The organism is Sphingomonas japonica, assembly GCF_006346325.1.
GTDB lineage: Bacteria > Pseudomonadota > Alphaproteobacteria > Sphingomonadales > Sphingomonadaceae > Sphingomonas > Sphingomonas japonica.
Genome location: NZ_VDYR01000002.1, coordinates 163466 through 176805, shown reverse-complemented (window position 1 = coordinate 176805; position 13340 = coordinate 163466). Strand labels below are relative to the sequence as shown.

The 13340-nt window shown below is 68.3% G+C and carries 12 protein-coding genes and 1 tRNA gene; 4 read left to right on the top strand and 9 right to left on the bottom strand.

Annotated elements, in window-relative coordinates; genetic code table 11:
- Window positions 1-40: 40 nt before the first annotated feature.
- Entirely contained in the window at window positions 41-1891 is a 1851-nt protein-coding gene (locus FHY50_RS12955; protein ID WP_140231338.1) for a M61 family metallopeptidase, read from the bottom strand.
- A 285-nt stretch (window positions 1892-2176) separates the two neighbouring features.
- On the opposite strand from FHY50_RS12955, the gene FHY50_RS12950 reads away from it, so the two are divergent.
- The gene (locus FHY50_RS12950; RefSeq protein WP_140231337.1) at window positions 2177-3406 is read left to right on the top strand and encodes a hypothetical protein; all 1230 of its coding nucleotides are present in this window, start codon (window positions 2177-2179) and stop codon (window positions 3404-3406) included.
- Between the two features lie 96 nt (window positions 3407-3502).
- Complete coding sequence (locus tag FHY50_RS12945; protein WP_140231336.1) at window positions 3503-6004, top strand: DUF2339 domain-containing protein; 2502 nt, start codon at window positions 3503-3505, stop codon at window positions 6002-6004.
- Here FHY50_RS12945 and FHY50_RS12940 read toward each other — a convergent pair.
- The gene (locus FHY50_RS12940; RefSeq protein ID WP_140231335.1) at window positions 5958-6425 is read right to left on the bottom strand and encodes a DUF6456 domain-containing protein; all 468 of its coding nucleotides are present in this window, start codon (window positions 6423-6425) and stop codon (window positions 5958-5960) included. The two genes, FHY50_RS12945 and FHY50_RS12940, sit on opposite strands and share 47 nt — an antisense overlap.
- Before the next feature lie 118 nt (window positions 6426-6543).
- Between FHY50_RS12940 and FHY50_RS12935 the strand changes: the two genes are divergently transcribed.
- On the top strand, window positions 6544-7107 hold the full coding sequence (locus FHY50_RS12935) for a helix-turn-helix domain-containing protein (protein ID WP_140231334.1): 564 nt from the start codon (window positions 6544-6546) through the stop codon (window positions 7105-7107).
- Window positions 7108-7135: 28 nt separating this feature from the next.
- Here the strand turns inward: FHY50_RS12935 and FHY50_RS12930 are convergent.
- From FHY50_RS12930 to FHY50_RS12900, 7 genes are all read right to left on the bottom strand, one after another.
- Window positions 7136-7211, bottom strand: a tRNA-Val gene (locus tag FHY50_RS12930).
- Between the two features lie 42 nt (window positions 7212-7253).
- Window positions 7254-8204: a helix-turn-helix domain-containing protein gene (locus FHY50_RS12925; RefSeq protein WP_140231333.1), complete on the bottom strand. Its 951-nt coding sequence runs from the start codon at window positions 8202-8204 to the stop codon at window positions 7254-7256.
- Window positions 8205-8345: 141 nt separating this feature from the next.
- Window positions 8346-9782 carry an NAD(P)(+) transhydrogenase (Re/Si-specific) subunit beta gene (locus FHY50_RS12920; RefSeq protein ID WP_140231332.1) on the bottom strand — a complete coding sequence of 479 codons (1437 nt, stop codon included), beginning with the start codon at window positions 9780-9782 and terminating at the stop codon, window positions 8346-8348.
- 4 nt (window positions 9783-9786) lie between these two features.
- The gene (locus FHY50_RS12915) at window positions 9787-10068 is read right to left on the bottom strand and encodes an NAD(P) transhydrogenase subunit alpha part 2 (RefSeq protein WP_140231331.1); all 282 of its coding nucleotides are present in this window, start codon (window positions 10066-10068) and stop codon (window positions 9787-9789) included.
- 9 nt (window positions 10069-10077) lie between these two features.
- A complete protein-coding gene (locus FHY50_RS12910; RefSeq protein WP_140231330.1) occupies window positions 10078-10449 on the bottom strand; it encodes a PH domain-containing protein in 372 nt (123 codons plus the stop codon).
- Window positions 10449-11579 carry an NAD(P) transhydrogenase subunit alpha gene (locus tag FHY50_RS12905; RefSeq protein ID WP_140231329.1) on the bottom strand — a complete coding sequence of 377 codons (1131 nt, stop codon included), beginning with the start codon at window positions 11577-11579 and terminating at the stop codon, window positions 10449-10451. Before FHY50_RS12905 ends, FHY50_RS12910 begins: the two co-directional genes overlap by 1 nt.
- Window position 11580: 1 nt before the next feature.
- Complete coding sequence (locus FHY50_RS12900; RefSeq protein ID WP_166745445.1) at window positions 11581-11724, bottom strand: aa3-type cytochrome c oxidase subunit IV; 144 nt, start codon at window positions 11722-11724, stop codon at window positions 11581-11583.
- Between the two features lie 148 nt (window positions 11725-11872).
- On the opposite strand from FHY50_RS12900, the gene FHY50_RS12895 reads away from it, so the two are divergent.
- Window positions 11873-13297, top strand: a complete 1425-nt coding sequence (locus tag FHY50_RS12895) for a sigma-54-dependent transcriptional regulator (protein ID WP_140231327.1) — start codon at window positions 11873-11875, stop codon at window positions 13295-13297.
- Window positions 13298-13340 lie beyond the last annotated feature (43 nt).

Genomic DNA, 13340 nt, shown 5'->3' with positions numbered 1-13340 from the left:
CTGCGCGGCAGCTCGATCACTCTCCGCCCAAAGACAAGGGTCAATCTTCGGCCCCCGCCTCCGCCGCAACGTCCGCCCCCAGCCACGCCTGGCGAAACGCCAGCATCGCCGCGGTGGCCTGGGGATCGCGCACCACTTCCAGCCTTGGATTGGCCGCCACCGTCACTCGCGCCCGCTTTTCGGCGCCGCGCTGCATCGCCACGATCTCGATCCGGTCCCCCGGCTTCGCAGCCGACGTCGCCGTGGCCCAGTCCGCCTGGCTCGCGATCGGCGTGCCGCCGACGCTGATGATCCGGTCGCCCTCGTCCAGCCCCGCCGCATAAATCGGCGTCCCCGGCGCGGCTTGGCTCGCCAGCATCACTCCGCCCGCGCCTTCCTCGACCGCCACCGGCCCCAGCCAACCCGCCGCGGGGTCGGCAACCCGTACGATCAGCCCCGCCTGCGCCAGCAGCGGCGCATAGTCGGGCAGGCTGTTACCCTCGATCGTGCTGGCGAAGAACTGGTCGGCGAACGCGCGGTCCTTGGTCACCTCAGCCAGCCGGTCGCGCAGGTCGGAAGGCGCGTACGGCCGCTCGGTCACGCCGTGCACCCGCCACAGCGCGCGCATATAGTCGTCGAGCGTGACGCCCGGATAACGCTGCCGCAACTGCAGGTCGAGCGCCATGCCGATCACCTGCCCATAGACATAATAGGAGGTGAAGATATTGCCCGTCGCCGGATCGATCGACTCCGCGGCATCGACGAACGGCGCGCGCAGGCTCATCTCCTGCGGCGAGCCATATCTGCGCCCCGGCGTGTTGAGCACATAGTTGAGCGCTCCCGACGTTCCCGCCAGCCACTGGTCGAGCGACATCACACCTGCGCGCTTGGTCGTCAGCGGCCCGTAATAGTTGGTGAATCCTTCCGCCAGCCACAGCGACGGCGTCGGATTGGCCTTGGTAAAGTCGAACGGCTCGAGCTCGGCCGGGCGGATCCGCTCGACGTTCCACGAATGGAAATATTCGTGCGCCAGCGTGTTGATCTGCCCGAAATCGGCCTCGGCGAAGCCGCGATTGTTCGAGATCACCGTCGAATTGCGATGCTCCATCCCATCGCCCGACACCCAGGGCAGATAATCCGCGAGGAAGGTATAGGTGCCGAAGTCGTAATCCGGCACGTCTCCGAACACCTTGATCTGTTCGGCGACGATCTTCTTGGCCATGCCAGCGAACCGATCGACCTCGGCCTCGGTACCGGCATGATGCACCGCCAATCGGATCATGCGGTTGGTACCGCTGTCGTCGACCGGCCATTCGCGCACCATATGGCTCGACAATTCGGTCGGGCTGTCCATCAGATATTGCAGGTTCGGCGCGTAGAAGCGGTTGTTTCCTTCCGCCTTCAACTGCGTCGCGATCTTCCAGTCGGGCTTGAGCGGTTTGAACCGCACCCGCACCGCGCGGTCGTCATAGCCCGTCGCCCACATCAGCGTCGCCGGCATGTTGAGGTGCGCGTGGCTGGTGTCGATCTGCGAATAGGTGCCATCGGCGCGATCGCCGAACAGCGTGTAGCTGACCGTCACCGTGCCGTCGTGCCCGGCGACGCTCCAGCCATAGGGATCGGTCCGCGTCAGCGGCAGCGTCCTGCCCCGCCCGTCCTTGGCCTCGACCGAATAGACGTTCTTGGCGAACTCGTGCACCGCATAGCGCCCGGGCGAGGACCGCGACATCTGCAACCGCACCGGCCCCGCGGCAAGGTCGCGATACGTGACCGAAATCCGCGCCTCGTGATGCACGGCATTGTCGAACGACAGCTCATACTCGACCGGCGCCCCGGCCTGCTGCGCCCCAGCTTCCTGCGCCCAGGCCGCATTCGCCAGCACCAACCCCGCCAAGCCCAGCACCATCCGCATCGCAACCCCCCCTCGACCCATCAACGCGAATGCCTAAGCCATTCGTCCCGGGACGTAAACGTACCCCGGCGGCAGGGCACCCATCAAAGTATTACTTTGATGGGACCCGAGGTCGGGGTCCAGGGTTCCGATCGCCTTTGTCGGTGGCTGGGGTTGACCCAAGCATGGCCTCGCTGGAAGCTAAAGGCGGGGAGAAACCACATAATGCCAAGCATCACGCCGCGTCGCGCGCGTCTCGCACGGTCACTAGCCGCGCTCGCCTGCGCGTTACTCGCACCCGTCGCGATGGCACAGGACGAACCGACTCCCGCTGAACAGGAAGCGATCGGCCGCGCCATGAACGGTATGCTGCAGGGACGCTACCTCGACGCCGAAACCTTGCTCCGCCCACTCGCCCATGATTCCAACAGCGAGCCAAAGCCTGGATTCGCCTATGATCAATGGGCGTCGGCAGTCGGTCTGCTGACCGGCGAACCTGCACCGCCGGCGTCGCCTCAGCCCCTGCCCGAAGATCCCGACATCGCGCGGATCGAGACCGCCACCGCTCGCAACGCGATCGCCGCCATTGTCGAGCGCGCGCAGGACACTCGCATCGTCATCCTCAACGAGGATCACGCCGCCCCCCGTCACCGCGCCTTCGCGCTGCAGGTCGCCCGCGCGCTGCGCCCGCTCGGGTACGACGTTCTCGCTGTGGAGGCGCTAAGCAACGTCAAGTCCGACGCCAAAGCGGCCGAGATGATGCGCGAGCTTGCCCGACGCGGCTATCCCGAGCGGGAGACCGGCTTGTACCTGCGCGATCCGGTCTTTGCCGACTTCATCCGCCAATCGCTTGCGCTTGGCTATCGGCCGGTGGCGTATGAAACCACCTCCCACGAGCGATCGACGGACATGTATGCGGCCATCGACAAACGCGAACAGGCGCAGGCGGAATATGTCGTCGAACGCGCGCTCAAGGCTTATCCGAATTCCAAGATCCTCATGCATGTCGGTTTCAGCCACGCCACAGAAAACCCGCAACAGCTGGGCGACGGCGAACCGACGCGCTGGCTCGCAACTCGGCTCAAGGCAATGACTGGCATCGATCCGTTGACGATTGACCAGACCGTACTCGGGCCGAACGGCAACGGCATCGCCGCGCTCGATGCGCTCACCGCACCGCGTGCAGCGGACGGTCCCGTGGTCTTGTTCGACGGCGATCGCCCGCTGATCTTCGGCAGTTTCAAGGGTCTGGTCGACCTTCAGGTCGCGCATCCCGCGACACGTTGGATCGACGGCCGCCCGCACTGGCTCACCGCGATCGGCCGAACCCCGACCGCGATCCCTGCCAATTTGCTCCCCGAAAGCGGAACCCGGCTGGTCCAAGCGTTCCTCGCCAACGAAAGCGAAGCCGCAATCCCGATCGACCAGGCACTCGTCACGGCGGGCAAGCCGCTGCCCAAGCTGATGCTCTCCGCTTCGCCGGTTCGCTATGCGGTCCAGGAGGCCGTGCCGGGCGAACCGGTCCAGACACCATAGGGCGCTGCACCCCACCCCGTTCGTGTCGAGCGAAGTCGAGACACGTCGCACCACCTCACGCGACAAACACCGCCGCCTGTGCCACAAGCCGCTGCGATGGAAGGCCTCCTCCTCCTGGTGCTGATCGCAGGCGCGTTCGCCCTCGGCCAGCTGTGGCGGCGCACGACCAGGCTTGAGGCAGAAATCGCCCGTCTCCACGACCGCCTGATCCGCCTCGACCCCGGCCCGATCCCTGCCGCCGCCCCGCACGAGCCGCGCGCAGTCCCCGCGCCACCCCGCGCCAGCCCGCCGACCGACCGCAGCGCCGCGATCGGCCCGCCGCAGCCCGAACCCGCCGCCCCGCGCTTCACCGCTCCCAATCTCGAGGATCTGATCGGCGGCCGCCTCCTCATCTGGGTCGGTGCCGCCGCGCTGGTCGTCGCCGCGTTCTTCCTGGTGCGCTATTCGATCGAAAGCGGCCTGATCGGCCCTGCCGCCCGTGCCCTCATCGCCGCCATCTTCGCCGCCCTGCTCATCGCCGCCAGCGAAGCCGCCCGCCGTCTGCCCGCCTTTTCGGGCGACCAGCGCGTCGCGCAGGCGCTGGCCGGAGCGGGTGTCGCCAGCGCCTATGGCACGCTTTACCTCGCCGCGGCAGTGTACGCCCTGATCGGTGCGCTCCCCGCCTTCGCGCTGATGCTCGTCGTCACCGGCATCGGCCTCGCGCTCGCGCTGCGCCACGGCCCGCCGACCGCGGTGATGGCGCTGGCGGGGGGATTCCTCGCCCCGCTCGTCGCCGGCTTCGACGCTGCCGGGATCGCGCCGCTGCTGGTCTATCTGGGTCTGTTCATCGCTGCCCTGTTCGCGCTTGCCGGGCATCGCCGCTGGCCGTGGCTGGCGGTCGCCGCCACCGCTGCGGGCTTCGCCTGGACCGGGTTCCTGATCGCCGCAGTGGATGGTGGCAGCGTTGCCGCGGTCGGCGCCTTCGTGATCTTGCTCGCGGTCGCCGCGACGCTCGCGCTGCCGACCACCGACCGGTTCGGCTGGCTGCGCCTCGCGCCGCTGACCCTCGGGCTGATCCAGCTGCTCGCGCTCGCCCCGGTGCTCGACTTCGGCGCGTTGGCGTGGAGCTTCTACCTTACCATCGCCGCCGCCAGCCTGGTGCTCGGCTGGAAGGATGCGCGGCTGCTCCTTGCCGCACCGATCGCGCTGGCCCTGTTCCTGCTGCTGCTCGGGTTCGCCTTCGCCAGCGGCCCCACCTCCGCCACGATCGTCGCCGCGGTTGTCGGAGCGGCACTGTTCGGCGGCACCGGCATGGCCCTGTCGCGCCGGGATCGTGTGTGGGCAGCGCTCGCCGCGCTCGGCGCCGCCGGGCCGCTGCTGGTCGCCAACCTCGCCGCGCCCGCGCTCGCCAGCCCCGGCGGCTGGTTCCTCCTGGCGCTGATCCCGCTCGCCGCGCTCATCGGCCTCACCCACCGCCACCGCGACCGCCTCGGCAGCGGCGATTCCGGCCTGATCGGCGGCACCGCCTTCGCCGCGCTGCTGGCGATCGTCGCGACCGGTCAGCTGCTCCCGCCGCTATGGATCGCGCTTCCCATCGTCGCGGCAATGGCGCTGCTGATCGCCTGGGCACGCCGCCTCTCCGACCCCGACCTCGCGCGCCTGTCGCTGCTTGCGCTCGTCGTCGCGATCACCATCGCCCTGCCCGGTCTTGCAGATGTCGCGAACACCATGTTCGTGTCGCTTGGTGGGGAAGCCCTCACCTACCGCTATCTGGAGGAACCGGCGCGCCTGCTCGCCGCGCTCGCCGCCCCGTCGGCGCTCGCCATAGCCTGGATGCTTGCCGATCGGTTCGCGTTCGGCGCATTCCGCCGCCAGGCGATCTGGCTCGCCGGCGCCGCCGCCATCGCGTGCTGCTACGTCGCGCTCAAGCTGCCACTCGCGATCGACACTGCACCCGAATTCATCGCGCGCGGGTTTGCCGAGCGAGCGTTCATCACCCAGGCCTTCCTCGCCGGCGGCTGGCTGCTGCTTCGCCGCGACGCCGCGTGGGCAGGCCGCGCGCTGATGGCGATCGGCCTGCTGCGCATCATCTGGTTCGACCTCCTCTTCCTCTCCCCGCTGGCGGTCCCCCAAGCCGTCGGCACGCTCCCGCTCGCCAACCTCGCCGTCATCCACCTTGCCGCCGCCGCCGTCTGGTTCGCCAGCCTTGCCGCTACCCGCGACCGCCGCATCGCGATGGCGCTCACGCTCGCCGCCGCGCTCGCGCTGGTGCGTCAGGCGACCCATGGCAGCATCCTCACCGGCCCCGTCTCCACCGCGGAAAATTGGGGCTATTCCGCGATCCTGCTGCTGCTCGCGGTTGCCTGGCTATGGCGCGGCATCGCTGCCACCTCATCCGACCTGCGCCGCGGCGGGCTTGGCCTGCTGGTCCTCGTGACGCTCAAGATCGTGGTAATCGACGCCGCTCGGCTCGACGGCTTCCTCAGGATCGCCTCGTTCCTCGGCCTCGGCATCGCGCTGATCGGCATCCACTGGCTCTACAACCGCTTCCTGAGGCCCTTGTCCCGCACCTTCACCCCAACCGATAATGATCCGCCACCCGGTCGAGCGCCAGCGTAAGCACCAGCTTGCCCGCGCGGCTCGGCCAGCCCAGCGCTTTTTCGGCATGCGCCAGCCCCTCGCCGGCGCACACCACGCGCCATAGCACGTCGCCCAGCCCCGGCCCTGCCGCCGCCAGCGCCGCATCGAACCGGCGCTTGGCGGAAATCTGCGCCAGCGTCGAGTCGATCGCCTCGGGCGGCCCCGAGCGCCGCGTGGTCGCGGGCGCAGGGTCCCAGCGCATCGTCACCCGCGGTCCCAGCGACGCGGTCTCGTAATCGCCGCGCAGCCGCTCCCCCGCCTCATATTGCCGCGCATCGACATGCCCGCGCGACTTGAGCCATGACAGCGGCGATTCGGCCAGATTGACCGTGACGCTGCGCCGCCGCGCCGTCCCGCCGACCCGCCCCTCGTCAAACCCCCGCTCGACCAATTCCCGCATATCGCCTCCCTGCACCGCGACGGCAACACATCAGCCGACTCGCACGCTTTTCACTTGCCACATCGGCATGGTTGTAGGAAAAAAATAAAACCATATCGGTTCAGATGACGAGGCCTGCATGATCACCGCCATTCGCGAAGTCCGCCGTGCCAAGGGGATGACGCTCGACGACGTCGCCCGCGCCTGTGTGCCGCCGACCACCGCGCAGACGATCGGGCGGTTGGAAACCGGCACCCGCACGGTTTCGGTCGGCTGGCTCAACCGCATCGCCGCCGCGCTGGGGGTCGATGCCGCCGATCTGGTGACGTTACCCGATCGCCCCGACATCGCCGTCGCTGCGCAACTCGGTGCCGATGGCGCGCACGCGCTGCGCCAGCCGGCGACGGTGACGGCGCCGCGTGCGAGCGGCGACCTGGTCGCGGTGCAGGTCACCGGCAGCGTCGGCGACTATCGCGCCGGCGACGAACTGTGGTGCGCGCGGCTCGCCCCGGCCGACTTCGCGCGCGCGCTCAACCGCGACGTGCTCGTTCCGCGCCCCGCCGGGCGTTTCACCTTCGGGCGGCTGATCGGGGTGGAGGGCAGCAAGCTGCATCTGCTTCCGCTCGGCCCGGGCCAGCGCCAGCAGGTCGTCTCGGACGCGCCATGGCTCGCAGTCGCGACCCGGCTGATGCGGATATTGTGACGTCGGATTGAGCGACGCCAATCCAGACTGGTGGGCGCTGACGGGCTCGAACCGCCGACCCTCTCGGTGTAAACGAGATGCTCTACCAACTGAGCTAAGCGCCCGCAGCGCTGCCCTTACGCCGGCCCGACCTGCCTAGCAAGCCGTCACACCACCTTGGGCGCCGCTTCCCCCAGCGCCGCGAAATAGGCGGTCATCGCCGCACTTCCGGTCTCGCTCAGCGCGATATAGGCGCGGCGCTTGTCGAACGGATCCTGCCGCCGCTCGAACAGCCCGCGTTCGTGCAGCGTCTGGATCCAGCGCAGCGCCGTGGTCGGCGGCACCGCGGCGGCGATACACAGGCTCGATACCGACACCTGCGCGCCCTCGATCGCGGCGGCATGCAGGTCGAGCAGCATGTCCCACGCCGGGTCGGCGAACAATTCGTTGCCCAGATGCTGGTCGCGCAGCCGCCGCGCGCGCAGGATCGCGCGGATCGCCGCCGCCTTGCCGCCGCCCACGCCCGCCGGTTCCGCGGCATAGCCCAGCGACCGGTCGGCCACGCCCCCGCGCCTGCCTGTCCCTTCCTCGCCGCCGCGCGTCAGCCGCGCCAGAGTCTCGGCGATCCGCGCGACCTCGTCGTTGAGCCGCTGCAACCGCTCGTCCGAAGCGTCGCGGCTGCGTTCGCCCAGCATCGGCCCGCGCCGCGCGACCGCCAGCGCGACCGCGGCGATGCGCTCGCCATCGCCGGGATCGCACAACAGCGCCGCCGCCGAACCGAACAGGTCGCCGACCACGTGCTCGAGCTGCGCCCGCGCGAAGTCGGCGATCACCGCGCTACCGCTGGCCGTGATCGTCGCCACTGCAGCAAGGGCTGCGTCGAGCTGTGCGTCGCCGAGCGACGACAGGTCGAGATAGACCAGCGCCGCGCCGCTCTTCGCAGCGTCCGGCACCGCGTCCGGCTCGACCAGCGCGGCGACGCGCACGCCGCCCTTGGCAATCGTCGCCGCCAGCATATCGCGGCGTGCCATGTCCCCGGTCACCAATATGGCGTCGGGCAAGGTGGCGGTCAGCGCGGGACCGCTTGCGGAGGACGACAAAGCGGGCGGAACGGACATCGGCAATCTCCCTGTTCGATGGCAGCAAGCCTAACGCGCGAACGCCGTTCAGGGGGAGCGGAGTTGCCGCCGCAGCGGACCAACTACGCAAAATACGTAACTCTTTCGCCGGATTGGCACCGAAACGGATCGATCGCTCCGCTAATCGAGGTTCTTGACGATTTCCTCGACCATCTTCTTGGCGTCGGCGAGCAGCATCATCGTGTTGTCGGCGTAGAACACGTCGTTGTCGACGCCGGCATAGCCGACTCCGCCCATCGACCGCTTGATGAACAGCACCGTCTTGGCCTTGCCGACGTCGAACACCGGCATGCCATAGATCGGCGATCCCTTGTCGGTCTTGGCAGCCGGATTGACGACGTCGTTGGCGCCGATGATGAACGCCACGTCGGTCTGGCTGAATTCGCCGTTGATGTCCTCCAGTTCGAACACCTCGTCATAGGGCACATTGGCCTCGGCGAGCAGCACGTTCATGTGCCCCGGCATCCGCCCGGCAACGGGGTGGATCGCGTATTTCACGCGCACGCCGGCTTCCTTGAGCTTGTCGCCCATCTCGCGCAGCGCGTGCTGCGCCTGCGCCACCGCCATGCCGTATCCGGGAATGATGATGACCTGTTCGGCCTGCGCCATCAGGAACGCCGCATCCTCCGCCGACCCGCGCTTCCACGGCCGGTCGCTCGCCGCCGCCGCGCCGCCGCCGCTGTCGGACGCACCGAAGCCGCCCGCGATCACGCTGAGGAAGCTGCGGTTCATCGCCCGGCACATGATGTAGGACAGGATCGCGCCCGAGCTGCCCACCAGCGCGCCGGTGACGATCATCGCGGTGTTGCCCAGCGTGAACCCCATCGCCGCGGCTGCCCAGCCTGAATAGCTGTTGAGCATCGACACCACGACCGGCATGTCTGCGCCGCCGATCGGGATGATGAGCAGGAACCCGATCACGAACGCCAGCACCGTGATCGTCCAGAAGATCCACGGCGACTGGTCCTGCGTGAAATAGGCGACCAGCGCGAGGATGCCGCCAAGCACCGCCAGGTTGAGCACATGCCGCCCCGGCAGCAGGATCGGCTTGCCGCCCATGTTGCCGTTCAGCTTGAGGAACGCGATCACGCTGCCCGAAAAGGTGATCGCACCGATCGCCACGCCCAGCCCCATCTCGACCCGGCTGACCGGATCGATCACCGCGAATGGCTGGCCGATCATCGGGATCACCATCTTGGCGATGCCGAATGCGATCGGGTTGAGGAACGCCGCGCACGCCACTAGCACCGCCGCCAGCCCGACCAGCGAATGGAACGCCGCGACCAGTTGCGGCATCGCCGTCATCGCGATGCGCCGTGCGATCATCCAGCCGACCGCTCCGCCGACCGCGATCGCAGCCAGGATTTCGGGCAGGCTCGCGATCTCGTGCGTGACCAGCGTCGTCACCACCGCGATCGTCATGCCGATCATGCCGAAACGATTGCCCCGGCGGCTGGTCTGCGGCGAAGACAGCCCGCGCAGCGCGAGGATGAACAACACTCCCGCCACCAGATAGGCGAGCGCGACCCAGGGGTTTACGGGCGCTGCGTCGTGCATCGGCTCAGCGCTCCTTCTTCTTGTACATCGCCAGCATGCGTTCAGTGACGGCGAAGCCGCCGAAGATGTTGACGCTGGCCAGCGCGACCGCGACCAGCCCCAGCCACTTCGCCACCGGCGACCCCGCCGCCGCGCTCGCCACCAGCGCCCCGACGATGATGACCGAGGAGATCGCGTTGGTCACCGCCATCAGCGGCGTATGCAGCGCCGGCGTCACCGACCACACGACATAATAGCCGACAAAGCATGCCAGCACGAAGATCGACAGGATGCTGATGAAGTCCATGGCTCGCTCCTATCGCCCCCCGCCCAATATATACCGCGCAAGAACCTGCTGGATCGCGACGATGTTGGCGCCCGCGCTCACCTTGACCTCGATCGGCGCGGCCGTCCCTGAAACCCAGACCTTCAGGTCCGAATCGAGGTCGAACGTCCCCGCGCGCTCGATCGACCAGCGCACGATCGATCGGTACGGCACGCTCTCGATCTCGACCTTGCGCCCGGTGATCCCCTGCACATTGACCAGGACGAAGCGCAGATTGGTCAGGAACACCAGGTCGCGGATCGTCTTGAACGCGGCCAGCACCCGCTCGCCGTCGATCAGTACCGGCGCATAGTCGCGCTCGACAATATCGACCTTGGTCTCGGTGGCGGAGAAAAGCCCCATCAGGCGGACAGCAGCCGCGCGTTGACGACCTGCCCGCCACGCGTCAGCCGCACCGCGTCGCCGATCTCGTCGCCATCGGCCAGCACCGGGCGCCCGGAATCCTTATCCCAGAATGCCGACAGGAAATTGAACAGGTTGCGCGCGAACAGTGCGGAAGCGTCCGCCGCCAGCCGCGAGGCCACGTTGCGATGCCCGACGATCCGTACCCCGCCGACCTCGACCACTTCGCCCGCGACCGCGCCCTCGACATTGCCGCCCGCCTCGACCGCAAGATCGACGATCACGCTGCCCGGCTTCATGCTCGCCACCTGCGCGGCGGAGATCAGCCGCGGGGCCGGTCGCCCGGGGATCAGCGCCGTCGTGATGACGATATCCTGCTTGGCAATGTGCGACGATACCAGTTCGGCCTGCGCCGCCTTGTATTCGTCCGACATCTCGGTGGCATAGCCGCCACTGCCCTCGCCCTCGATGCCTGCGACATTCTCGACGAAGATCGGCTTGGCGCCCAGCGACAGGATCTGCTCCTTCGTCGCCGCGCGCACGTCGGTCGCCGACACCTGCGCGCCCAGCCGCCGCGCCGTCGCGATCGCCTGCAGCCCCGCCACGCCGACCCCCATTACGAACAATCGCGCCGCGCTCACCGTGCCGGCGGCGGTCATCATCATCGGAAAGGCGCGGCCATATTCGGCGGCCGCGTCGAGCACAGCCTTGTATCCAGCCAGGTTGGACTGCGACGACAATATGTCCATCGACTGCGCGCGCGTGATGCGCGGCATGAACTCCATCGCCATCGCCTCGGCGCCCAGCGCGGCATAGGCGTCGACCCGCGCGCGCTCCCCGAAGGGATTGAGCCCGGCGACGAGCCAGGCGCCCTGCTTGATCCCTGCGAGCGACGCCGGGTCGGGCCCCTGCACGCCCAACAGGATATCGGCATTGGCGACCACGCTGGCGCGGTCGCCGACGGCGGCACCCGCCTCGGCATAGCTCTGATCTGGCACCGATGCCGCGATTCCCGCCCCGGCTTCGACCGCCACGGTCGCGCCCAGTCCGACGAACTTCTTCACCGTCTCCGGAACCGCCGCGACCCGGCGCTCTCCGGGGGCCTGCTCCTTGAGGACGGCGATCTTCACGTCAGCTGGCGATCAGGAAGATGACGAACATGGTGACGATGACGGTGACGATCGTGCCGGTCTTCATCAATCCGGTGAACCAGCTGTAGGTCGCTTCGTGCGGCTGCACTTCGTGGACGGGGTGGGCATCGCCGGTTTCGGCCATCGACAAATCCTTGGGTGTCACTGGGTTCGTCCAATCCATAGCCACGCCACGCCCCTCGCTTCAAGGGGGATCGCGCCCCGACCGCTTAAGCCCGCCTTTACCCGCCTGCGCTATTCAACTGCCTCGAACCGGGACAGTGGGGACACATATGACACGCAACGGCCAGCGGGTGCTGATGCTGATCGACGACGAACCGGCACAGCGCCGCTTGGTCGCGGCGATCGCGATGCGCAGGGGATGGCGCACCGTATTCGCGGGCGACCACGATACCGCGGTGGCGATGCTGGGGACGCAGGACGGGATGGCACTCGACGCCATCCTGCTCGATCACTGGGCACCCGATCTCGACGCCACCGCGCTGATCGCCGAACTGCGCCTCAACCGGCCGCAGCTGCCGATCCTGCTGCTGACCGCGAATGGTTCGGTCGCAAGCGCAGTAGGCGCGATGCGCTCGGGCGCCACCGACTTCCTGGTCAAGCCGATCGCCCCCGAACGCCTGCTCGCCGCACTCGACACCGCGATCGGCGCCGAGAGCAAGGGCGAGCTGCGCCCGCTCACCGAGAAACTGTCGATGCCGCTGGCGTTCGACGAGATCGTCGGCTCCGCCCCGCAATTCCGCGCTGCGCTCGCCATCGCCGCCAAGGCGGCGCGCGCCCGCGTGCCGGTGCTGGTCGAGGGCGAGAGCGGCGTCGGCAAGGAAGTCGTCGCCGAGGCGATCCATGCCGCGTCCCCGCGCGGCAAGAAGCCGATGATCGCGGTCAATTGCGGCGCGATCCCCGCCAATCTCGTCGAAAGCGAGCTGTTCGGCCACGAAAAGGGCGCCTTCACGGGCGCGTTCGAACGCAAGATCGGCCGCTTCCAGGAAGCCGATGGCGGAACGCTGTTCCTCGACGAGGTCGGCGAGATGCCGCTGGAAGCCCAGGTCAAACTGCTGCGCGTGCTGCAATCGGGCGAAATCCAGTCGCTCGGCGCGCGCCACACCCGCGAAGTCGATGTCCGCGTCATCGCCGCCACCAACAAGACGCTGATCGAGGAAGTCGAGGCGGGTCGCTTCCGCGAGGACCTCTATTACCGCCTCAACGTCGTCCAGGTGACGATCCCGCCGCTTCGCGAACGCCCCGGCGACATTTCCGCCCTCGCGCGGCACCTGCTTGGCCGCATCGCGCAGCAACCGGGCCTGCGTCCACTCGGCATCACCGATGACGCGCTTGCCCTGCTCGGCACCTATGACTGGCCCGGCAATGTCCGCCAGCTCCACAACGCGCTGTTCCGTGCCGCGGTGCTGTGCGACGGCGACGCGCTGACCCGCGGCGATTTTCCCCAGATCGCGCAGCTCGCGCTGCCGCGCGCCAATGGCAGCGCGCCCGGCGGCCTTTCGGCCAATGGCGGCGTCACGCTGTTCAAGCATGACGGCAACCTGCGCGCGCTCGAGGAGATCGAGGCCGACGTCATCCGCCTCGCGATCGGCCATTATCGCGGCCGCATGACCGAAGTCGCACGCCGCCTCGGCATCGGTCGCTCGACCCTCTATCGCAAGCTCGGCGAACTCGGGATCGACCAGAGCGCGGCGTGATCCGCGTTGTGCAGGCGATCGGGGTTCCTATCTGAAGGCCGTG

Excerpts from the sequence above, each read along its gene's own strand:
- FHY50_RS12910 (WP_140231330.1), bottom strand. The coding sequence starts at position 10,449 with ATGGGGCTTTTCTCCGCCACCGAGACCAAGGTCGATATTGTCGAGCGC.
- FHY50_RS12950 (WP_140231337.1), top strand. The coding sequence starts at position 2,177 with ATGGCACAGGACGAACCGACTCCCGCTGAACAGGAAGCGATCGGCCGC.
- FHY50_RS12895 (WP_140231327.1), top strand. The coding sequence starts at position 11,873 with ATGACACGCAACGGCCAGCGGGTGCTGATGCTGATCGACGACGAACCG.
- FHY50_RS12945 (WP_140231336.1), top strand. The coding sequence starts at position 3,503 with ATGGAAGGCCTCCTCCTCCTGGTGCTGATCGCAGGCGCGTTCGCCCTC.
- FHY50_RS12955 (WP_140231338.1), bottom strand. The coding sequence starts at position 1,891 with ATGCGGATGGTGCTGGGCTTGGCGGGGTTGGTGCTGGCGAATGCGGCC.
- FHY50_RS12920 (WP_140231332.1), bottom strand. The coding sequence starts at position 9,782 with ATGCACGACGCAGCGCCCGTAAACCCCTGGGTCGCGCTCGCCTATCTG.
- FHY50_RS12915 (WP_140231331.1), bottom strand. The coding sequence starts at position 10,068 with ATGGACTTCATCAGCATCCTGTCGATCTTCGTGCTGGCATGCTTTGTC.
- FHY50_RS12900 (WP_166745445.1), bottom strand. The coding sequence starts at position 11,724 with ATGGCCGAAACCGGCGATGCCCACCCCGTCCACGAAGTGCAGCCGCAC.
- FHY50_RS12925 (WP_140231333.1), bottom strand. The coding sequence starts at position 8,204 with ATGTCCGTTCCGCCCGCTTTGTCGTCCTCCGCAAGCGGTCCCGCGCTG.
- FHY50_RS12935 (WP_140231334.1), top strand. The coding sequence starts at position 6,544 with ATGATCACCGCCATTCGCGAAGTCCGCCGTGCCAAGGGGATGACGCTC.
- FHY50_RS12940 (WP_140231335.1), bottom strand. The coding sequence starts at position 6,425 with ATGCGGGAATTGGTCGAGCGGGGGTTTGACGAGGGGCGGGTCGGCGGG.